This is a genomic window from Blautia sp. LMAG:36, from assembly GCF_008680535.1.
GTDB classification, from domain to species: domain Bacteria; phylum Bacillota; class Clostridia; order Lachnospirales; family Lachnospiraceae; genus Blautia_A; species Blautia_A fusiformis.
This window is the reverse complement of sequence record NZ_NALB01000003.1, coordinates 450,527-472,720: the sequence shown is the minus strand read 5'-3', so window position 1 is coordinate 472,720 and position 22,194 is coordinate 450,527. Positions and strand designations below refer to the sequence as shown.

The following is a 22,194-nucleotide window of genomic DNA, read 5'->3' as shown; positions in this document are numbered from 1 at the left end:
GGACAGGCAATTTATTTAATCCAGTTTAATTCCTGACAACGCCTGTGCAAATGCATTGTTCACCGGCTCATTGGCCTCTTTCTGCTGTTTCTTAAGATAACGCTGCACATCACGCTTATTCACACCTGCACCCTCTTTGGCTCGTCTTGCCTGGAAGGATGAAAGCTTTTCTTTATAGCCGCACTGACATACAAAGGTCTCTTCTTTTCCCTTCAGAAGCATCTCCATACGCTTATGGCATTTCGGACAGCGCGCATTGGTGGTCCTGGATACTGTCTCTCTGTATCCGCATTCCCGGTCCTCGCACACCAGCATTTTGGCATTCTTTCCGTTGACTGCCAGAAGATGTTTGCCGCAGTTAGGGCACTTCTTGTTTGTCATATTGTCATGGCGGAAGGTTCCCTGTCCGCCTTTGATCTCATCTACGATCTCACAGGCATATTTACGGATCCCTGTGAGGAATTTATCCTGACGGAGCTTTCCGTTTGCAATATCACTGAGCTTCATCTCCCAGTCTGCGGTAAGCTCCGGCTTTTTCAGTTCTTCCGGAACCAGCTCCAGAAGCTGTTTCGCCTTGGAGGTAATGTAGATCTCATTGCCTCTTTTTTCCATCATAAAGCTGTTGAAAAGCTTCTCAATGATGTCCGCTCTTGTGGCTACCGTTCCAAGTCCACCGGTCTCACCAAGGGTTTTTGCCGCTTTTTTGTCGTGGCTTTCCATAAAATGAACTGGATTTTCCATGGCACCAAGAAGTGTGGCCTCTGTAAATCTGGCCGGTGGTTTTGTTTTGCCTGCTGTAAGAGCTGCTCCTTCCACAGTAAGTATCTGACCTTCCGTAAGCTCCGGAAGCTTCTGGTCTTTCAGCTTATCACCGGATTCATCTTCATCCTCATCCTGCCAGCCGCCTTCATAAACCTCTCTCCACCCTGCACTTTTTACAATACGTCCGCTTGCAGCGAAAGTTTCTCCTGCTGCAGTTCCTTCCATGCTTACCAGCTCATATACAGCCGGCGGATACAGCACGCTCAGGAAACGGCGTACTACCATATCGTAAATCTTCCATTCCTCGTTGGTCATATGATCCAGCTGTACAAACTGTTCTGTAGGAATGATGGCATGATGGTCACTGACTTTTTTGTCATCCACAAAGCCAGCACTGGTCTGGATCGGTTTATTGACCAGCGCACCGGCAAGTTTTCGATAAGGACCTGTCCCGCATGCCTGAAGACGCTCTTTAATGGTAGGAACGACATCTTTTCCTATATATCTTGAATCCGTTCTTGGGTAGGTAAGGACTTTGTGATTCTCGTAGAGCCTCTGCATGATATTCAGAGTTTCCTTTGCAGAAAAGCCGTATTTCTGATTGGCTTCTCTCTGAAGAGTGGTCAGGTCATAAAGCCCCGGCGCATAGGTCTTCTTCGGCTTTCTGGAAACCTTTGTTATGGTAAGGTTGCTTTTTCCTGCCTTTGTCTGGATCTCCTGGGCACGCTCCTTCTTAAAGGTGCGGAGGCTTCCGCTTTTTCCGTCACGCCAGGTCCAGCGTACATTTCCCGCCTGCAGAGTGATCCCGTAATAATCCTCCGGCTTAAATTCCCGGATTTCCTGCTCTCTTCTTGCGATCATGGCAAGGGTGGGGGTCTGCACACGTCCGCAGGAAAGCTGGGCATTATATTTACAGGTCAGCGCTCTGGTCCCGTTCATTCCCACCAGCCAGTCCGCCTCCGCCCTGGCCTGTGCCGCATGGTAAAGATCATCATAATCATGGCCGTTTTTAAGGTGGGCAAAGCCGTCACGGATTGCTTTGTCCGTTACGGATGAGATCCACAGACGCTTGATAGGTTTATGGCAGTCTGCCTTTGCAAGGATCCACCTTGCTACCAGTTCTCCCTCACGTCCGGCATCTGTGGCAATGATGATCTCCCCGATATCCTTCCTGTAAAGCTGAGTTTTCACCGCATTGTACTGCTTGGAGGTCTGGCGTATCACCACCAGTTTCATTTTCTCCGGCATCATGGGAAGCGTGGAAAGCTCCCATTTGGTATATTTTTTATCGTATTCTTCCGGATCTGCCAGTGTTACCAGATGTCCCAGGGCCCAGGTCACTACATAGTCTTTTCCTTCCAGGGTTCCGTTCCCCTTCTGACTGCAGTGGAGGACTCTGGCAATGTCTCTGGCAACGGATGGCTTCTCCGCAATTACTAATGATTTCATATTTTTTTCTTTCACCTCTTACTCTTTGGAGCCTGTTTTTCAGAGCTCCGGGGTTCAACTATTATAGCATGAAAAAAGCACTTCGTCCAGAAAAGGGCCGAAGCCTTTTTCGTCGAAATGCTCTTTACTTTCATATTATCCAGCAACGGTTCATGCACATTTTCCGCTGATCTTATAACCCACTCCACGAACTGTTTCCACCAGATCTCCTGCCGAGCCAAGCTTCTGGCGAAGGGTACGGATATGTACATCTACGGTTCTGCTCTCCCCGTCGAATTCATATCCCCAGATCTGATTTAAAAGCTGTGTTCTGGAAAGAACCGTACCACTGTTTTTCAGAAGGAGACAAAGCATCTCGTATTCTTTCAGTGTCAGATTCACAGGCTCCTGATCAACAGTTACCTCATGTCTTCCCGGACATACATAAAGATTTTCCATACGATACTCCTCTGCGCCATTGTCCTCTGATCTCCGAAGAAGGGCACGTACCCTGGAGATCAGTTCCATCATGCGGAACGGCTTCGGAATGTAATCATCTGCACCGCTGTCCAGACCTACCACGGTATCAAACTCACTTCCTTTTGCAGTAAGCATGATCACCGGAAGTTTCCGCACATCCGGACGGATACGGATTTTTTTTAAAATAGACAGTCCGTCTTCCTCCGGAAGCATAATGTCCAGAAGCACCAGTGAAGGCAGTTCTTTTTCCAGCGCTTTCCAGAAAAGTGATGGCCGTTCAAAACCCTGTGCCTCCAGACCCTGACTGTTTAATGTATATACAACAAGTTCACGGATACTTTCATCATCTTCCACAAGATATATCATAATTTTCCTCCAGCTTCATTTTTCATCTGATACGTGCAAGTATAAAGTGCATTCGTAAAATCCAACATAGAAAAAAGGTTAAGTTTATGTAAAATATAGAAATCCTTAAGAAATTTTAATTTGTAAAAGCCGAACGTCAATGTTATGATAAAGCAGAGAGTTGTTTGGAGGTTTTTTATTATGTATTCTTTTATTGTGAATCCCAATTCAAGATCCGGTGAGGGACGTAATGTCTGGAACCGGCTTCGCAGCATCATGGAAAGTCAGGGGATCTCATATCAGTATTTTCTCACAGAATATGTGGGACACGCCACAGTACTGGCACGAAGGATCAGTACTGCCGGAACACCGGAGGACCCGGTAACTCTGGTAACAGTAGGCGGTGACGGCACTATTTACGAAGTACTTACCGGGATCATTGATCTGTCTTCGGTTGTTTTCGGATTTATCCCGGTCGGGTCCGGCAACGATTTCTGCCGCAGTATGGGCCTGCCCTTTGATCCTTTTGAAGCGCTTCGCTCTATTCTTGAGAACAGACGGACCATTTTCATGGATGTTCCTGTTCTCCACCTTGGCAGCCATTCCTACCGTTTCGGCATCAGTGCAGGAATAGGCTACGATGCGGCAATCTGTCAGGAAGTCCTGATCACACCTGGCAAAAAATTTCTCAACCGTCTCCATATGGGTAAACTCATCTACCTTATGGTGGCACTGAAGCAATTTCTCTTCCTTACTCCGTCCCCGGTCACGATAACACTTGACGGGAACAAGCCACAAACCTTCAGCAGGACTTGGTTTGCGGCTGTAATGAACCAGAAATATGAAGGCGGAGGCTTTAAATTCTGTCCAAACGCCAGTCCGGAGGATGGTTTACTGGATGTGATCGTTATTGAAGGAATCTCCAAGCTGAAAATGCTGTTCTGCCTGCCGAGCGCTCTCTGGGGAAAACATACCCGCATTCGCGGTGTACATATTTTACAGTGCAGGAACGTACATATTACAAGTGCCCATTCCCTTCCTGTGCATAAAGACGGAGAATCCGGCGGAATCCAGCGTGAATTTTCTGTGACCATTGAAAAGAAACCTTTAAAAATCATAATGCCTGTGTTATAGTAGCAGGTAGATACTTAACAAAAAAGAAGCTTAAGGCTGACATCAGCCATACCTCAAGAAAAGGAGCGGCAAAATGTTGAGTAAAATAAAAAAATACAGGCACGGTTTTATCATAGCGATCTATTTCGTTGCCTATCTTATCCTGTTTGGATATCTGGAGCAGCGGCCTGTACGAGCCTACCATGTTGTACATACTGTTTTTGATGATATGATCCCGTTCTGCGAGATTTTTATTATTCCGTACCTTTTATGGTTTCCATATGTGGTAATAACGGTTGTGTATTTCCTGTTTCGCAATAAGAATAAAAAGGAATATTTCCAGCTGATCTTCAACCTGATGATGGGAATGACGGTTTTCCTTGTTGTTTCCTACATCTATCCGAACGTTCAGTATCTCCGCCCTGCGGTATTCCCCAGAAGCAACATCTTTACACGACTGGTGGCCGAGATCTATCGGACAGATACTCCCACCAACATCCTGCCAAGTATCCATGTATTTAATTCCCTGGCTGTTTATTTTGCCATTCATCACTGCCAGGCACTAAAAGACAGGAAATGGCTTCAGCGAGGAGCTTTGATCCTTTCTGTTCTGATCATCCTGTCCACCATGTTTATCAAGCAGCATTCTGTGATCGATGTATGTCTTGGCACCACACTGGCACTGTTCGGACATCTCCTGTTCTATCCACAGAGAGTGGATGATTACGAGGAACAGCGTTCTCTATCCCATATGCGTAAGAAGAAGCCGGAACAGAATTTATAAAAAAAAGCCCCGTTGGGGGCTTTTTTTAATTAAATCCATAAAACTTCTGACAGATCTTATAGGCTGCCACAAACATCTTTCTTCCACCTTTTCCGGGAAGATTGGACACTCTTCCGAAGAGACTTCTCCGAAGCTTCCGGTACAGTCCCATATTCTGGTTTTTGATGTAATCCTGCAGCTCCTGTTTTTTATCCAGGCATTCCTGCGTTGCAGCTCTTACCAGCATGATCGAAGAAACGGTTGTGATGATATCCAGATAGCTGAACATATAAGCACGAAGTCTGCGGTTGCTCACATTAGCCTTCAGATAGGCGTCCACCATCAGTTTGTTTACACGGATCTGCTGATCGATACGCTTGATCATCACTTTCTCATTGACAGACTGATCATCTCTTCCAATAAAATATCGATAGAAATTTACATCCAAATAATAGAGATTTTTTACATAGGGAAGCGGCTCAAACGCAAACAGGTTATCTACGTAGAACGTATGCTTCGGAAGCTCCATTCCACAGTCATGGAGAAGTTTTGTACGGTATATCATGGAATGCATAAGGAGATACTGGCCTTTTTTCATGTGGCGTACCTCATCCCATCCGAAAATCTGGTTTGTCGGAAAACAGTGTCTGTACTGCATGATCTTTTTGCGGGTAGCTCCCTGCTTCTCATAAACGAAATTACTGATGAGAAGATCCACGATCTCAGCCCCACGTGTCAGTTCATAAAGTGTTTTCAGGACCTCATAGTAGGCGTCCTGATTTACCCAGTCATCACTGTCCACAACCTTGAAATAAAGTCCTGTTGCATTTTTGATCCCTGTGTTGACTGCCTGTCCATGGCCGCCATTTTCCTGATGTATGGCTTTTACGATAGTTGGATATTTCTCGGCATAATCATCTGCGATCTCGGCAGTACGGTCACTGGAGCCATCATCTACAATGATGATCTCCACTTCCTCTCCTCCGATCAGCAGGGAATTGATGCATTTTGACATATAAGCCTCTGAATTATAGCATGGTATTGCTACGCTCAAAAGTTTCATGAGTTTTCCTCCTTCATATATCTGGTGTATGCGCGAAACGCAGATGGTATTGCATATTTTTTATCGGATTCTCTCTTATCCACAAACAGGAATTCCCCCTGCGGTGCTTCTTCCAGAGAGGATACAGCGATACGATAAGCACACATCCTCCATTCAATATGGGAAAAAATGTGCTTCGCATCCGACAGTGCTTCGATCCGCAGTGGTTCCAGCCCCATGGCTTTTACCCGGGCAAGTGCCGCCTTCTCCGTCAGATGTCCTTCCACATTTGGAAGCTCATAAAGGCCTGCCAGAAGTCCTGTATCCGGACGTTTACGGATCGCTGTACCTGCTCCGTCCTGGATCACAAGGACCGTTCGCTGTTCTATGGTGCGGGCTTTCTTCGGTGCTTTTACGGGAAGTTCTTCTACAGTTCCATGCTTTCTGGCAAGGCAAAAATGCCCCAGCGGGCATTCTTCGCACTTTGCTACTCCGTTTGGAACACAGACTACAGCTCCCAGCTCCATCATAGCCTGGTTGAAATCCCCTGGTCTGTCCTCAGACATCTGCTCTGTAAGATCATTTTCCACCGATTTCCGTACAGACTGTTTCATGATATCTCCACGGTTTTCGGTGAGTCTTGCGTATACCCGCAGCACATTTCCATCTACTGCAGGGACTTTCTTTCCGTAGGCAATGGACGCAATGGCACCTGCCGTATATCTTCCTATTCCTTTTAACGAGAGAAGTGTCTCAAAATCCTCAGGGATCCTGCCTCCATATTCTTCCATGACCTGAACAGCCGCTTTCTGCATGTTGCGGACACGGCTGTAATAGCCAAGGCCTTCCCACAGCTTGATGATCCTCTCTTCCGGTGCCGCCGCAAGGGCTGCTACATCCGGAAGTTCCTGGATAAAGCGCTGAAAATAAGGTTTCACAGCTTCCACTCGGGTCTGCTGGAGCATGATCTCAGATACCCAGGTATAATAGGCATTGTCTTTATCTCTCCAGGGCAGGATCCTTTTGTTTTTATCGTACCATTTCAGAAGGGGTTCTGCAATGTTTTCAGGCATATCGTTTCCTTTCTATAATCTTACCGGTATCGGATCACAGATCTTCATGGAATCTTCCGTGACGGCACAGTCATAGGCCAGGATGTGAACACCGGCATCTGCTGCCGCCTTAAGTGTCTCTCCAAATTCCGGATGTGTCTCCCGATTTGGTTCAAAATACCTTACACCCTTCATCTGGATCACCAGAAGAAGATACGCCTCATAGCCGTCAGCTGCTGCATGCATCAGCTCACAGAGATGCTTGATCCCCCGTTCTGTAGGTGCGTCCGGAAAGCGCACGATATTATTTTCTTCCAGAGTGACGCCTTTTACCTCGATAAAAGCCTTTCGCTTCCCGGATTCCACATACAGGTCAAAACGGGAATTTCCGTATGTCTTTTCTCTCCTGACAGTCACTTTCTCCGGAAAAAGATTTCCGGCCGCCACCCACTCTTCTGCTGCTTTATTCGGGGCCTGGGAATCCATATTGATCCAGCGGCCCTCCTTGTTCACACTGATCAGATCGTATTTCGTTTTCCTGGCAGGATTATCACTCTTTTCCAGGATCACTTCTGCTTCCGGAACAAGAAGTTCCCGGCATCTGCCTGTATTCTTCACATGGACCGTTTCCAGCTGATCCCCGATCTGCACATGAGCGATAAAACGGTTAGGCCTGTCTTTGAATATACCTCTGATCGTATTCTTATAATTCATAGTTTTTCCCTCGTAACCCTTACTATAACATAAAATCTTCAAAAGCGCAGTTGCTTTTTTTTCTTTTCTCATATAGAATTATTTTGATAACTGTTCACTGGTAATATTCCGCGAGGTGTTTTTTGTGAGCGAAGGCCACAGAAAACCCGAGACATACCGCGCGAATTTATGCGATTAACATAAATTCTGTGCATCGCGAAGCGTATTGCTGAGAACGGAGTGAACAGTAACTTGTTTTGTACTATGTCCAGTACAAAGGGTTGCTTTTTTTACATATCATAGTTTTTTGGGGAGGTTTTTCTGATGGACAGTATTATTTTTGATGTTGACGGTACGCTCTGGGATTCCACCGGGATCGTAGCTGAGGCCTGGAGTGATTACCTTATCCATACGGAGCACATGGATACCGATGTAAGCGCCAAACGACTGATGGGGCTTTTCGGCCAGCTGCTGCCGGATATCGCAAAGGCTCTTTTCCCTGAGCTTCCGGAAGCAGAACAGCTTCGTATCATCGACGGCTGCTGCCAGGCAGAGCACGAGGCACTGCTTCGCAAATGTGCTCCGCTGTATCCGGATCTTGAGGAAACACTGAAGATTCTTTCCAGCCGTTTTCCTCTTTTTATCGTCAGTAACTGCCAGGCCGGATATATTGAAGTGTTCCTGAAATCCACAGGCTTCGGACACTATTTCAAGGGCCATCTCTGTCCCGGTGACACCGGCATGGCCAAAGCGGAAAATATCATGAAGATCCGCGAGGATAATAATCTTTCCGATCCGGTTTATATCGGTGATACTATAGGAGACTTTAATGCCTGCCGGAAAGCAGGAGTTCCTTTTATCTTTGCTGAATACGGTTTCGGTCAGGTGGATAAACCGGATTACCGGATCACCAGGCCTTTTGACCTTACGGAGATATGCAGATGAGTATGAAAAGATCAAAATCCATAGACCTTACTTCCGGTCCGATCCTGAAAACGCTTTCAGAGCTTGCTCTTCCTATCATGGCATCTTCCCTTCTTGGAACTGCCTATAATATCACAGATATGGCCTGGATCGGGCTTCTGGGCTCCAAGGCAGTTGCCGGTGTCGGTGTGGGCGGCATGTATGTGTGGCTTTCCCAGGGACTGGTAGCCCTTCCACGAATGGGCGGACAGGTAAACACCGCACAATCCTGCGGCCGGAAGGATTATAAAGAGGCACGTTCCTACGCGGCCAGTGCCCTGCAGATGACCATTCTCTTCGGTCTCTTATTTTCTGCAGCAAGTATTATATTTCTTGATCCTCTGATCGGATTTTTTAATCTGACAGACCCGGAAGCATATTCTTCTGCCAGATCTTATATGCTGATCACCTGCGGACTGATCATTTTTTCCTTCCTGAACCTGACTCTCACCGGACTTTTTACAGCCCAGGGAGATTCCAGATCTCCGCTGATGGCCAATTTTCTTGGACTTGTGGGAAATATGCTCCTGGATCCGCTCCTAATCCTTGGCATTGGACCTTTTCCACGGCTTGAAACGGCAGGTGCTGCCATTGCCACAGTAACTGCACAGTTTCTGGTTTTTGCAGTGCTGGTTTTCCGGATCTTTACTTCCGGGCTGGAAACAAATGTACTTCGTGAACTTCATCTTTTTTCACGTTTTCCGAGAAAATTTTATAAAAATATCTTCCGCATTGGTTTTCCAACCGCTATCCAGAGCATGCTCTACTGTATGATCTCCATGGTACTGACCAGAATGGTTTCCGCCTTCGGTGCTGCTGCCATTGCTGTCCAGCGTGTGGGCGGACAGATCGAATCCGTTTCCTGGAACACCGCGGACGGCTTTGCCTCTGCCTTAAATGCTTTTACCGCACAGAATTTCGGTGCAAAAAAATACGACCGCATCCGCCAGGGCTACCGTATTTCCTTTGGTATCCTGACAATCTGGGGCCTTATCATAACTGCAGCCTTTGTGCTGCTCCCACGCCCGATCTCCGGACTGTTTTTCCATGATCCGGAATCCCTTGGGATTTCTGTAAATTACCTGATCATCATCGGCTTCTGTGAGGCTTTCATGGCCATTGAGCTGATGACCATCGGTGCACTGTCCGGCCTTGGTATGACCAAGCTCTGCAGTATCATCAGTATTATCCTGACAGGGGCCAGAATCCCGCTTGCCATGCTGCTGACTCATGCGGGAATGGGACTTAATGGTATCTGGTGGGCACTTTCCCTTACTTCCATCGTAAAGGGAATCATCTTTACTCTGACATTCCGGCAGACCAGCCGAACGAAATTAAACTAAATACAGACAGAAAAACTCCCCGCGGATACTGGAGCCTGATCAGACAGGTTACCGTTTCACGGGGAATTCTGCTTTTTTACCTAAAGGATAGTTCTGATACTTCTGATCATTTTTTGATACATTTTGTTCTGAGTACAAACAGAAATACCGCAAGTATCACAAACAGAATTACTACATAGGCAATCTTTGCTGCTACACTTGTGGTGAATGCGTCAACTCCTGTAGCCACTCCGATAAGTATCAGACAGATTCCTGAAACTTTTTCCATTTTTTTCTCATCGTACTTCTGGGCTCTGGCCTGTGTGTTTCCGCCTTTCATAAAAAAGGAACCGTGTCCGGTAAAAAGCATAAATCCTACTACCAGTGCTGCGATTGTAAGTATAAAGCTGAATGACTGATCAAACATAATATTTTCCTCCTGCTAAAGAACAGGAGCCACGCACCGGATCACCGGCTGGCTCCTGTTTGTTTTTTGACTACTGATCCGATCAATAGAAACAGACGATCGGAACATTATACTGGATAATGTTGTAAAGCTCTCCCGCTTTATCCGGCGGCATATTGATACAGCCGTGGGAACCTCCGGTTAGATACCGATCGCCTCCAAAATACGGCTGCCAGTCTGCATCATGGAATCCAATGCCTCCGTTAAACGGCATCCAGTAGGTTACCGGCTGTTCATAGGAATAGGTTCCGTCTGGTTTCTTGGTGCCACGTAGCACATCCGGGCTCTTCTTATAATACAAGGTGAAGATTCCAGGAGGTGTTTTTCTCTTGGGATCACTTGCAAGTCCGGATACGATATCTGATTCAAAGATCACATTTCCATCCTGATAATACCACATATACTGTTCTGTAAGGTCCACTTCAATGTAGGTATTTCCCAGATCATTCACACCATAGGAATTGGCTCTCATGGAATAAACCGGCTCTCTGGTCGTCTGAGCTCCGGACTGGATCTCCTGGGTAAGCTGTGCCACCTCTCCGTCCTGATCGATCTTCCAGCCATATGCAGAACCGGAAACCGAAACAGTTCTTCCGCTTGTTGTCTGGAACTGACGCTCTGTACCTACTGTATCATGATCCGCTGCAAGCTGTGCCACATAATCCACGATATGCTGTTTGAAGGATGCATCATCCTGGATCAGCTGGCCCTTTTCGTCAAACTGCAGCCAGTTCTTGATGGTGCTTCCATCAAGTGTTACTGTCTCATCTCCAAATGTGTAGGTGATGCTTGCCCTCGCAAAGTTATTATATGCATCCACCGTTGCCTGCAGATCTGCACTGTCGCTGGTCACATCTGCTTTCACATAAGCATCCGGGTTACTGCCAAGATCTACTTCCCCGTCATCGCTGCTGATAGCATCACTGATCATCTGATAGGCTTCTTTTACCTTCAGTTCACTTCCCACTGTCTCCGGCACGATCGTAAACTCGGAATCATTAAAGCTTACGTACGCATTCTCCGGTGCTACCTGATTCTCTTTCTGGGCACAGTTCAGTGCTTTCACTTCTGACTCCAGCTTTGACTTGTCAAAAGCTGTCTGCTCACTGGCTGTGTAAGTCGTCTTTTCAAAAAATCCTCTCACCCATTCATAGGGCTTCTGCGCTTTCAAAAGCTTCAGAACTTCACCACTGGATATATAACGATAACTGATATCCGTTCCTTCTATCGTCTGCGGTTCCTGATCTCTGGCCTTTACCTGGATGGAATAGCCTTCCATTTTTTTTGCGATCTCCTGCTCAACCTCATATGCAGTCCTGTTGGAGCTGTCGATCCCGTTAATCGTTGTGCCCTCAAAGAAATGACTTGTGTAATAATAAGATACTCCTGCATATGCACAGCCTGCCACTACCAAAACCATGGCGGCGATCATTCCAGTTACCTTCAGTGCTTTATGCTTTTTCTTTTCGGGTATAACAATAGGTTCAAATTCAGATTCATCGATAGGTACGTAGGTGATCTTCCTTGGCCTTGCTGATTTCGAAGGTCGTGCCGACTTGTGAGCAGCTGATCTGTTATTTTTATTTTCAGGCTGAGGCTCTCCTGCAGTATCACTGACGATCTTTGCCATGGCATCATTGATCCTGTCCTCGATATCCCTCTTTTCATCGTTGCTCATATTTATTCACCTCTATGTTCATGTGCCTTCAAAAAAGGCATCTTTCCATTGATACTTTCTGGTCTTACTCACCAGCTTTTTCATTATATCATACTTTCCGGAAATTGCATCTCATTTCACGTTTTTTTTATAACTTATTTGTACCGTACAGCTTCCGCGCCATATCTTTCATAACATAGAAATACATTACCCAAAGGAGCACTGACGCAAAGATCCAGGCCACCGGACTTGCAAGACAGGTACCGATATAGCTGCTTTTTCCGGCTGCAATGGTAGCGGTGATCCCTCTTCCTGCAAGCTCAGCCACACCGGCCATCATAGGAAGAAGACCATATCCCATTCCCTGGATCCCGTTTCGCAGTACATTGACAAAATACAGAGGAATAAAAAACAGTGCCACACATTTTACATAGATTGCTACCATAGGAAGCACTTCTTCAATGTTATCTGAGATAAACAGATATGCGAAATATTTTCCCGCAAAGAACAGAAAACTGCCAACAACAACAGAATATACAATTCCTATAAAATGCGAAGCCCGGAAGCCTTCCCGCACTCTCTCAAGCTTTCCGGCTCCGATATTCTGTGCATTGTAGGTAGCGCTGGCAGTTCCCTGTGCCACATATGCCTGGGTGAAGATCTGCTCGATCTTACTTCCTGCTGTAAACGCCGCCACCGCATAAGAGCCAAGCATATTTAAGGCTGACTGTACCATCATGGTTCCAATCGCCGTAATGGAATACTGCAGTCCCATTGGGATTCCCACACCGATCTGCTTGGCTGCGAGGTTACGTCTGAAATACCAGTCTTCTTTTTTCATACGGAGCTCCGGCACAAACTTCCAGATATATACCAGACATAAGACTCCTGAAACTCCCTGGGAAATAATGGTAGCCCAGGCTGCTCCAGGCGCTCCCAGCTTAAACACGATGATAAATACAAGGTCAAGCACAATATTCAGCATTGCAGATAAGATCAGAAAATACAGTGGTACCTTACTGTTTCCCAGTGCACGGAGGATACTGGCCAGGATATTATATAATGCCTGGGCAAAAATCCCTCCGCAGATGATCATAACGTAAGCATATGCATCCTTGAAAATATCATCCGGCGTATGCATAAATTTCAGAAGTGCATGCATACCTGTCATGCTGACTGCTGTCATCACTGCCGAGACCAGCGCTGTCAGGATCAGTGCATTTCCCACGGTCTGACGCATCTCATCCATTTTTCCCGCACCGTACTTCTGTGCAGTCAGTACGGTAAAACCGGCAGTAAGTCCCAGAAGAAAGCCTATGATCAAAAAGATGATAGTTCCTGTTGAGCCAACTGCCGCCAGTGCCTTTGTTCCTACAAATTTTCCTACAACCACCGCATCTACCATATTGTAGAACTGCTGAAATACATTACCAATAAATACCGGGATCGTAAATCCCAGGAGCACTTTTACCGGTTTTCCCTGTGTCATGTCTGTTTTCATGAAATCTTTTTTCCCCCCATTTAATTTGATCGTTCCTAAACTTTGTGCTGCTTTTTGTTATTCTTTTTATTATTCTTTCTGTAACTTTACAGTTGCTCAAAAGTTACCTGTTTTTATGTATCAGAGGGATTATAGTTGAAATGGAATGATTTTACAAGATGATTTTGAAAATTTTTTTCATGTGTGGAAACAGAAACAATCGGATGAAAAAATCCCGGCAGATCCGTAAAAATCTGCCGGGATTCCGTGAAGCTTATTTATTTCTCAACAAGAAGAGACTCTCCTGTCATTTCCTTCGGCTGCTCCATACCCATAAGCTGGATCAGAGTCGGAACGATATCTGCAAGACATCCGTTCTCACGAAGTGTGTATTTCGGATCTGCGTTTACAAGGATAAACGGTACCGGGTTCGTTGTATGAGCTGTCCACGGCTCACCTGTTTCATAATTTACAAGCTGCTCTGCGTTACCATGGTCAGCGCAGATAAAGAGCTGTCCGTCAACCTCTTTGATCGCCTCTACAGCCTTACCAACACACGCATCAACAGTCTCAACAGCCTTGATCGCAGCTGCCTCAACACCTGTATGGCCAACCATATCCGGGTTCGCAAAGTTGATGATGATCACATCATATTTGTCAGACTTGATCGCCTCTACAAGCTTTTCACAAACCTCCGGTGCACTCATCTCCGGCTGCATATCGTAGGTCGGAACCTTCGGGGATTTTACAAGGATCCTGTCCTCTCCTTTGTTTGGTTCCTCAACACCACCGTTGAAGAAGAATGTAACATGTGCATATTTCTCTGTCTCGGCGATACGTGCCTGTGTCATATCGTGAGCTGCAAGGTACTCACCAAAGGTATTGTGAAGAAGAACCTTGTGGAATGCTACCAGCTTATTCTGGATGGTATCATCATACTCTGTGAAGCATACGAATGTGGTATCCAGTCTCTTTGCTCTCTCAAAGCCCTTAAAATCGTCATCACAGAAAGCTCTTGTGATCTCTCTTGCACGGTCCGGACGGAAGTTGAAGAATACAACGGAATCCTTATCGGAAATAGTTGCAACCGGTTTGCCGTCTTTCTCAATAACAGTCGGAAGCACAAATTCATCTGTCTTGTCATCATCATAGGAAGCCTGAACTGCTGCTGCAGCATCTGTTCCCTTTACGCCTTCGCCCTGTGTAAGAGCTTTATATGCAAGCTCAACACGATCCCAGCGGTTATCACGATCCATTGCATAATAACGTCCGGAGATCACACCGATTTCACCAACGCCGATCTCTTTCATTTTAGTTTCCAGCTGCTCTACAAACTCTTTACCGGATGCAGGCGGTGTGTCACGTCCATCCAGGAAGCAGTGTACGTAAACTTTCTTGAGTCCCTCTCTCTTTGCCATCTCAAGAAGTCCGTAGAGATGTGTATTGTGGCTGTGTACTCCACCGTCAGAAAGAAGTCCCATAAAATGGATCGCGGAATCGTTATCTTTTGCATTCTTCATAGCAGTAAGAAGTGCCTCATTCTTGAAAAAATCGCCGTCCTGGATCTCTTTTGTGATCCTTGTAAGCTCCTGGTATACGATACGGCCTGCGCCCATGTTCATATGACCAACCTCGGAGTTACCCATCTGTCCGTCCGGAAGACCTACCGCAAGACCGCTGGCATTGCCTTTTACAAACGGATAATCTTTCATGAGTCCGTCCATAACCGGTGTTTTTGCCTCATATACAGCATTTCCGTCATGTCTGTCATTGAGTCCGTATCCATCAAGGATCATTAAAACTGTTGGTTTTTTGCTCATAATTTTCCCCTTCTTATCTTTGATCGAAAATCTGTCCGGCACAGCTCTTCACTGATTCTGAAACCCTCTGTACCATTCAGGATTCTTTTGTTTTCCATTTTATATAGTACCAAAATCCAGAAATTTTGCAACGTTTTCTTTGACAAAAATTTGTCTGTTTTCAATTTCCCGACAACTGATACGGCTGATCTGTAAATTTACGCGAAAGATATTATTTCTGGTATACACGGATCATAGAAGAAATCTTTCTTACAGATGCGCTGTTTTCCAGTTCTTCCTTAACCTTAAAGAAAGCGCCCTCGCTTACAAGTTTGGTGATCACAACAACCTCTGCGGTATCCGGTCTCTTGCTTTCTTTCTGCATGATCTGTGCCACGCTTGCCTGATATTTTGCAAAATGCTCCAGGATTTCAGCCAGCACACCGCAGCGGTCCTCTACCTGCAGGCGGAGGAAATAACGGTTATGGGTATCTGCCATATTTTTTACCGGAAGTGTCTTATAGCAGGTGCAGCCTACTCTTCCGCAGCAATCTGCCTTCATATTACGGACTACCTCAAATACATCACCGGCAACCGCACTTGCTGTAGGAAGCTCACCTGCTCCACGTCCGTAGAACATGGTATCTCCTACTGCATCTCCGTGTACAAAAACTGCATTATAAGAATCATTGACGGATGCAAGGGGATGCTCTGCCGGGATCAGCATCGGGCAGACATAGGCCTCAACGCCGTCCTCCTGACAGCGTGCAACACCCAGAAGCTTGATCTCGCAGCCCATTTCTTTTGCGTAACGGATATCCTTTGCCGTGATCTTTGTGATTCCCTCTATATGAACATTATCAAGGGTAACTCTGGAATTAAAGGCAACTGATGCAAGGATGGCAACCTTTCTTCCAGCATCAATTCCCTCGATATCTGCAGTAGGATCTGCCTCTGCATATCCAAGTTCTGTAGCAAGAGCAAGAGCATCTGAAAATTCCATTCCCTCCTGGGACATCTTGGTAAGGATAAAGTTCGTAGTTCCGTTTACGATTCCCATAACTTCCGTTACATGGTTGGCCTCAAGACTGTTCTTCAACGGGCTGATGATCGGGATTCCTCCGGCAACTGCTGCCTCAAACAGAAAATCCTTCTGCGCTGCCCTGGCAGTTTCCAGGATCTCTTTTCCGTGGACTGCGATCAGATCCTTGTTTGCAGTTACAACGTTCTTGCCGGCTTTCAGTGCTGCAAGGATATAAGTACGTGCCGGCTCGATCCCGCCGATCAGCTCGATCACAATATCAATGGAAGGATCTCCCTCAATATCTGCCCAGTCTGTTGTAAGAACAGAAGGATCGTCTACCTTCCCGGACGCTTTCTCAAGGTTACGCACCAGGATCTTTGTGATCTTTACCTGGCATCCAAGCTTGGCTGTCATTTCCTGCTCCTGGCTTTTGATCACTTTATATACACCGGTTCCTACTGTTCCGAAACCAAGAAGGGCCGCATTTACGACTTTTTCGTTCATTTTCTGATGTCCCCTTTCCGTTTTTTCCAATTTTTATCAGAGTAACTCCTATGTTATGGCAGAAAACGCTTTTTGTCAAGTTCCGGCAGAGGAAGTAATTCCAGCCAGCTGCCAAAAAGTCCGGTGATCAGTTCCTGCACCATAGCTTTTGACTGTGGATCCAGTTTATCCAGCTGGCGCACCATGGCAGCCAGACTTTTCAGACCACCTTCCTGGATTTGGGAAATGGTATCTGCTCCGGTTGCTTCCAACACAGAAAAGAGTTCCCCGATGAGATGCTCTCTCTGTTTTTCATCCATATGGTCGATCCATTTATGAAGACTTCGATCTGACGCCGCAGCTCTTCTTGTCAAACTTTCTTTCTCTATAAAGGATGGCCCCATTACCTCCCAGGTAAAAGCATCATGCTGCAGGATCCCCTTCTGTGTACTGGCTACGATCCGCGGATCTTTCTGGTGACTGAGCAGCATACCGATCACAGATGCCTCGGGAATGATACGAGTGACTTTTGGCAAAACACTTTCCACTCTTCCGGGACTGAAAAATCCTTCTGGAAAACCCGGGCCATCATTATCATAGACAGAAAGAAGCTTTTCCTGCAGGATGTCACTACACTGCATCGCTGCATACATAGCCAGATTTCCTCCTTTGGAATGACCGCCGATCCGCAGCATGGACTGTATATAAGTTCCATGCGTTTCCAGATATTCCAACGCTTTTCTGTGCGAAGGAACAACTCCGTTGCTTAAGTTAAAATCCTCCTTCCATCCCACAATGGTATCATCGGTTCCCCGAAAGGAAATATATGTGGTTCCATCATCCAGTCCTATAGTCACTGCCGCAAACTGCTGAGCCTGACTGGAAAGGATTTCATTGACAAAGCCTCCTACTGTACATTTCCGGAATCTCTCCGCACAGGCCATTTTTTCAAGGAGCACCGGTGTATTCTGCAGAAAGGCGCTTTCTGCTTTCAGATCCTTCTTCATTTCCCGTCTGGAAAAAGCCGCAAAGAGTTCTTCTACAGAAAGAGTATTTCCGTTTTTTACTTCTACCCTCTCATCCAGATCAAGATAGGAAAAACACGCCAGTATCAGATTGTCAACTTCATTAAAGGGTGACTGCTCAAAGGTAAGATCTCCTCTCCAGTCAAGATAATCCAGAATATTCCCCATAAAATCCTCCGCAAATGATCATATAAGCATCTTACGCACAGCTGCAGGCTTTCTTTCTATTATAATACGTAACGGCTGCATCACAGCGCAGCCATCTGATGCGTTTCTGCCGTTATCAGATAACCGTTTTCTGAAACGACATATCCTGCCAGATATTTATTGTTATCATACCATAAATCCTGATCATTTGCTCCTTTCATCCATTTTTTTTCTGAGATAAAGGATGTAATGAATGCAGCCGCAGGTAAAAGCCGGAAACAGTATCGACAGGCCTGCTGCTGACATCATATAGATCACTGCCCCTTTTCCGTCATCCGGTGTTCCTGCCACAAAGCAGTAGAACATGGTAGCTGAAAAATACAGTGTGATCACCACTGAAATTAAGATTTTAAAAAACTTCCTCATTGCTTCTCCTTTCTGTAGTGTCGATATAAGGACACTGTTGTGATTCCAATTTTACCTTCATAATAAGATTAATTCAAGGATGAATCGGACAGGATATATATATGATAAAATATGACAGATTTTGGGTCACGATGAAGGAGCGTGGAATCACTCAGTATGATCTTTATGAACATTACCAGATCACCCGTTCACTTCTGGACAGACTTCGAAAAAATAAAAATGTTGAAATTTATACCATAGACAGGCTGTGTTCCATTCTCCACTGCGAGATCGAGGACATTGTGGAACACGTTCCCGAGCCTGACGAAAGGAACGAACATACAGAAAAAGCTTCAGAGAAAAACAATCCTTACTCTGAAGATAAGAAAAACTCTCTCTGACTGTGATCAGATGCAGCTTTTTTGTTAGCTGTGCTATCCGTGTCAGGGAGAGTTTTTCTGGTTTTTTTATAAAAAGATATAAAAAAAGGGGCCGAAGCCCCTTTTTAAGTGAATCTTATTTGTAGTTTACGATCTTTCCGAAATCTGGTTTCAGGGAAGCGCCGCCTACAAGACCGCCGTCGATGTCAGCCTGAGCGAATAAGTCAGGAGCTGTTGCAGCGTTTACAGATCCGCCGTACTGGATACGGATCTCTGCTGCTGTAGCGTCATCATAGATCTCAGCGATGCATTTACGGATATCAGCGCAAACCTCCTGAGCCTGCTCTGTTGTAGCTGTCTTACCTGTTCCGATAGCCCAGATCGGCTCGTAAGCGATAACTGCTGTCTTAGCCTGATCAGCTGTAACACCCTGGAATCCAACCTTAACCTGCTGACGGATGAAGTCCATTGTTACGCCCTGCTCTCTCTGAGTAAGTGTCTCACCACAGCACATGATCGGTGTGATGCCATGCTCGAAAGCTTTGAGCATTTTTTTGTTAACGTCCTCGTTTGTCTCACCGAAGTACTCTCTTCTCTCGGAGTGTCCAAGTACTACGTACTTAACGCCTGCGTCTACGAGCATAGCAGGAGCGATCTCGCCTGTATAAGCACCTTTCTCCTCGAAGTACATGTTCTCAGCACCAACCTGGATGTTTGTTCCTTTAGCTGCCTCAACAACAGGAATGATGTCGATAGCCGGTACGCAGAATACTACATCAACTTCGTCGTTAACAACAAGCGGTTTTAAAGTCTCAACCAGCTTTACAGCCTCGCTTGGTGTCATGTTCATTTTCCAGTTTCCAGCAATGATTTTCTTTCTTGCCATGGTTTTATCTCCTTTTTTGTGTTCTTGGAACACTTTATTTTTTATCAGTCTTTATCGTTAGCTGCTGCTACACCCGGAAGCTCTTTTCCCTCAAGGAACTCAAGAGAAGCACCGCCACCTGTGGAGATGTGTGTCATCTTGTCGCCATATCCGAGGATATTTACAGCTGCTGCGGAATCACCACCACCGATGATGGTTGTTGCGTCTGTATCAGCAAGAGCTTTTGCAACTGCCTCTGTACCATGTGCGAAGTTCGGCATCTCGAAGCATCCCATCGGTCCGTTCCATACAACTGTCTTGGCATCTTTAACAGCGTCTGCAAAAAGCTTCTCAGTCTCCGGTCCGATATCCATTCCTTCCCATCCGTCCGGGATCTCACCACGTTTTACAACCTGGATGTTGCAGTCATTGGAGAAGTTATCACCGATTCTGTTATCTACAGGAAGAAGAAGCTTCACGCCCTTCTCCTCTGCTTTCTTCATCATGTCGAGAGCATACTGAAGGTAATCATCCTCGCAGAGGGATGTTCCGATATGTCCGCCCATAGCCTTGGAGAATGTATAAGACATACCACCACCGATGATCAGTGTATCTACCTTGTCAAGAAGGTTGTTGATAACAGAGATCTTGCTGGAAACCTTAGCGCCGCCAAGGATTGCTACGAATGGTCTCTCCGGATTGTTTACAGCGTTTCCAAGGAAATCGATCTCTTTTTGCATCAGATATCCTACAACTGCTGTTTTTACATATTTGGTAACACCTACGTTAGAGCAGTGAGCTCTGTGAGCAGTTCCGAATGCATCATTTACAAATACATCACAAAGAGAAGCAAGATCTTCGCTGAACTTGTCTTCGTTCTTTGTCTCTTCTGCACGATAACGTGTGTTCTCAAGAAGAACTACATCGCCATCTTTCATCTCTGCTACAGCAGCTTTTGCGTTCGGTCCTACTACCTCAGGATCTGCTGCAAATTTTACTTCCTGGCCAAGAAGCTCAGAAAGACGAACTGCTACAGGTGCAAGAGAAAGCTCCGGTTTCGGCTCTCCCTTCGGTTTTCCAAGGTGGGAGCAAAGGATAACCTTTCCGCCGTCTGCGATCAGTTTCTTGATTGTAGGAAGAGCAGCTACAAGACGGTTCTCATCTGTGATCTTTCCATCCTGAAGCGGAACATTGAAGTCGCATCTTACAAGTACTTTCTGTCCTTTTACATTGATATCGTCAACACTTTTTTTGTTCAGCATCTCTATATCTCCTTAACTTTTATTTCTGCAAAAGCAGATGAATAAGGGCGAGCGGTATTGTTGTCCGCTCTGTTAACAGTCATTCCTCAGACATTTTTTTGTTTGGTCTTTTGGAAAAAAAGGGCCCGGTCCTCTTCAGACCGGACCCTTTCTGAGTCTATTCTTCTACACCCGTTCGCAGAAAATTAAGCGTTCAGAAGTTTTCCGAAGTGCTTGATTGTACGAACCATCTGGCTTGTGTAGGAGTTCTCGTTGTCATACCAGGAAACTACCTGAACCTCTGTTGTGCCATTCTCAAGTGGAAGTACCATTGTCTGAGTAGCATCGAAGAGGGAACCAAATCTCATACCAACGATATCGCTGGATACGATCTCATCCTCGTTGTATCCGAAGGACTCATTGGAAGCTGCTTTCATAGCTGCGTTGATCTGCTCTTTAGTAACGTTTCCTTCAACTACTGCTGTAAGGATTGTTGTAGAACCTGTTGGGGTAGGTACACGCTGTGCAGAACCGATAAGTTTGCCGTTAAGCTCTGGGATAACAAGTCCGATAGCTTTAGCAGCACCTGTGCTGTTCGGAACGATGTTAACTGCAGCTGCACGGGATCTTCTCAGATCGCCTTTTCTCTGCGGTCCGTCAAGTGTCATCTGATCGCCTGTGTAAGCGTGGATTGTGCACATGATACCGGATTTGATCGGTGCAAGATCGTTAAGAGCCTTAGCCATTGGTGCAAGGCAGTTTGTTGTACAGGAAGCTGCGGAGATGATCTTGTCCTCGTTTGTAAGACCCTGATGGTTTACGTTGTAAACGATTGTCTTAAGGTCGTTTCCAGCCGGAGCGGAAATAACTACGTGCTTAGCACCTGCATCGATATGAGCCTGAGCTTTGTCTTTGGATGTGTAGAAACCTGTGCACTCAAGAACTACGTCTACACCGATCTCTCCCCATGGAAGCTCTGCAGCGTTAGCCTTAGCATAGATTTTGATCTCTTTTCCGTCTACTGTGATGGAATCCTCGCCTGCTGTTACTTTATCAGCAAGAGCATATCTTCCCTGTGTAGAATCATATTTTAATAAGTGAGCAAGCATCTTAGGAGATGTAAGATCGTTGATTGCTACGATCTCAAATCCTTCTGCTCCAAACATCTGACGGAATGCAAGACGACCGATACGTCCAAAACCATTAATTGCAACTTTTACTGCCATGATAAATTCCTCCTATGAATTGAATGGTGATTT

At 45.9% G+C, this 22,194-nt stretch carries 20 protein-coding genes; 5 read left to right on the top strand and 15 right to left on the bottom strand.

Features of this window, described 5'->3' with window-relative positions; all coding sequences use genetic code 11:
• Window positions 1-15: 15 nt before the first annotated feature.
• Together CCC17_RS02420 and CCC17_RS02415 are read right to left on the bottom strand one after the other, a co-directional pair.
• Entirely contained in the window at window positions 16-2,211 is a 2,196-nt protein-coding gene (locus tag CCC17_RS02420) for a DNA topoisomerase III (RefSeq protein WP_287082445.1), read from the bottom strand.
• 150 nt (window positions 2,212-2,361) lie between these two features.
• On the bottom strand, window positions 2,362-3,036 hold the full coding sequence (locus CCC17_RS02415; protein ID WP_148447401.1) for a response regulator transcription factor: 675 nt from the start codon (window positions 3,034-3,036) through the stop codon (window positions 2,362-2,364).
• A gap of 180 nt (window positions 3,037-3,216) precedes the next feature.
• On the opposite strand from CCC17_RS02415, the gene CCC17_RS02410 reads away from it, so the two are divergent.
• Together CCC17_RS02410 and CCC17_RS02405 are read left to right on the top strand one after the other, a co-directional pair.
• A complete protein-coding gene (locus CCC17_RS02410; protein ID WP_059085371.1) occupies window positions 3,217-4,149 on the top strand; it encodes a diacylglycerol/lipid kinase family protein in 933 nt (310 codons plus the stop codon).
• Window positions 4,150-4,222: 73 nt separating this feature from the next.
• On the top strand, window positions 4,223-4,912 hold the full coding sequence (locus tag CCC17_RS02405) for a phosphatase PAP2 family protein (protein WP_287082443.1): 690 nt from the start codon (window positions 4,223-4,225) through the stop codon (window positions 4,910-4,912).
• Between the two features lie 25 nt (window positions 4,913-4,937).
• Here the strand turns inward: CCC17_RS02405 and CCC17_RS02400 are convergent, their stop codons facing one another.
• From CCC17_RS02400 to sfsA, 3 genes are read right to left on the bottom strand one after another with little or no spacing between them, the layout of a single operon-like run.
• A complete protein-coding gene (locus CCC17_RS02400; protein WP_287082441.1) occupies window positions 4,938-5,954 on the bottom strand; it encodes a glycosyltransferase family 2 protein in 1,017 nt (338 codons plus the stop codon).
• The gene (gene mutY / locus CCC17_RS02395; RefSeq protein WP_250789486.1) at window positions 5,951-7,006 is read right to left on the bottom strand and encodes an A/G-specific adenine glycosylase; all 1,056 of its coding nucleotides are present in this window, start codon (window positions 7,004-7,006) and stop codon (window positions 5,951-5,953) included. Before mutY ends, CCC17_RS02400 begins: the two co-directional genes overlap by 4 nt.
• 12 nt (window positions 7,007-7,018) lie before the next feature.
• Window positions 7,019-7,699, bottom strand: a complete 681-nt coding sequence (gene sfsA / locus CCC17_RS02390; protein WP_044961964.1) for a DNA/RNA nuclease SfsA — start codon at window positions 7,697-7,699, stop codon at window positions 7,019-7,021.
• A 303-nt stretch (window positions 7,700-8,002) separates the two neighbouring features.
• Between sfsA and CCC17_RS02385 the strand changes: the two genes are divergently transcribed.
• Together CCC17_RS02385 and CCC17_RS02380 are read left to right on the top strand one after the other, a co-directional pair.
• The gene (locus tag CCC17_RS02385) at window positions 8,003-8,623 is read left to right on the top strand and encodes an HAD family hydrolase (protein ID WP_021652286.1); all 621 of its coding nucleotides are present in this window, start codon (window positions 8,003-8,005) and stop codon (window positions 8,621-8,623) included.
• A 2-nt stretch (window positions 8,624-8,625) separates the two neighbouring features.
• The gene (locus CCC17_RS02380) at window positions 8,626-9,984 is read left to right on the top strand and encodes an MATE family efflux transporter (protein ID WP_442859765.1); all 1,359 of its coding nucleotides are present in this window, start codon (window positions 8,626-8,628) and stop codon (window positions 9,982-9,984) included.
• 106 nt (window positions 9,985-10,090) lie between these two features.
• Here CCC17_RS02380 and CCC17_RS02375 read toward each other — a convergent pair whose 3' ends face one another.
• The 7 genes from CCC17_RS02375 to CCC17_RS02345 form a co-directional block, all read right to left on the bottom strand.
• On the bottom strand, window positions 10,091-10,390 hold the full coding sequence (locus CCC17_RS02375) for a DUF3784 domain-containing protein (RefSeq protein WP_015527011.1): 300 nt from the start codon (window positions 10,388-10,390) through the stop codon (window positions 10,091-10,093).
• Window positions 10,391-10,472: 82 nt separating this feature from the next.
• Entirely contained in the window at window positions 10,473-12,107 is a 1,635-nt protein-coding gene (locus CCC17_RS02370) for a L,D-transpeptidase family protein (protein ID WP_021652284.1), read from the bottom strand.
• A 127-nt stretch (window positions 12,108-12,234) separates the two neighbouring features.
• Window positions 12,235-13,587, bottom strand: coding sequence for an MATE family efflux transporter (locus CCC17_RS02365; protein ID WP_287082437.1), 1,353 nt, complete (start codon window positions 13,585-13,587; stop codon window positions 12,235-12,237).
• Between the two features lie 257 nt (window positions 13,588-13,844).
• Window positions 13,845-15,386: a 2,3-bisphosphoglycerate-independent phosphoglycerate mutase gene (gene gpmI / locus CCC17_RS02360; protein WP_287082435.1), complete on the bottom strand. Its 1,542-nt coding sequence runs from the start codon at window positions 15,384-15,386 to the stop codon at window positions 13,845-13,847.
• Between the two features lie 211 nt (window positions 15,387-15,597).
• Entirely contained in the window at window positions 15,598-16,893 is a 1,296-nt protein-coding gene (locus tag CCC17_RS02355) for a homoserine dehydrogenase (protein WP_287082434.1), read from the bottom strand.
• Between the two features lie 53 nt (window positions 16,894-16,946).
• On the bottom strand, window positions 16,947-18,065 hold the full coding sequence (locus tag CCC17_RS02350) for an Mbeg1-like protein (protein ID WP_287082433.1): 1,119 nt from the start codon (window positions 18,063-18,065) through the stop codon (window positions 16,947-16,949).
• Window positions 18,066-18,248: 183 nt separating this feature from the next.
• Entirely contained in the window at window positions 18,249-18,470 is a 222-nt protein-coding gene (locus CCC17_RS02345; protein ID WP_021652279.1) for a hypothetical protein, read from the bottom strand.
• A 101-nt stretch (window positions 18,471-18,571) separates the two neighbouring features.
• Here CCC17_RS02345 and CCC17_RS02340 point away from each other — a divergent pair, with 101 nt between their 5' ends.
• Window positions 18,572-18,850 (top strand): helix-turn-helix domain-containing protein, encoded by a 279-nt coding sequence (locus CCC17_RS02340; protein ID WP_015527002.1) that lies wholly within the window; start codon window positions 18,572-18,574, stop codon window positions 18,848-18,850.
• Window positions 18,851-18,965: 115 nt separating this feature from the next.
• Here CCC17_RS02340 and tpiA read toward each other — a convergent pair whose 3' ends face one another.
• The 3 genes from tpiA to gap form a co-directional block, all read right to left on the bottom strand.
• Window positions 18,966-19,715: a triose-phosphate isomerase gene (tpiA, locus tag CCC17_RS02335; protein ID WP_015527001.1), complete on the bottom strand. Its 750-nt coding sequence runs from the start codon at window positions 19,713-19,715 to the stop codon at window positions 18,966-18,968.
• Window positions 19,716-19,759: 44 nt separating this feature from the next.
• On the bottom strand, window positions 19,760-20,956 hold the full coding sequence (locus CCC17_RS02330) for a phosphoglycerate kinase (protein ID WP_110102521.1): 1,197 nt from the start codon (window positions 20,954-20,956) through the stop codon (window positions 19,760-19,762).
• A gap of 185 nt (window positions 20,957-21,141) precedes the next feature.
• Window positions 21,142-22,161 (bottom strand): type I glyceraldehyde-3-phosphate dehydrogenase, encoded by a 1,020-nt coding sequence (gene gap / locus CCC17_RS02325; RefSeq protein ID WP_021652276.1) that lies wholly within the window; start codon window positions 22,159-22,161, stop codon window positions 21,142-21,144.
• Between the last annotated feature and the right edge of the window lie 33 nt (window positions 22,162-22,194).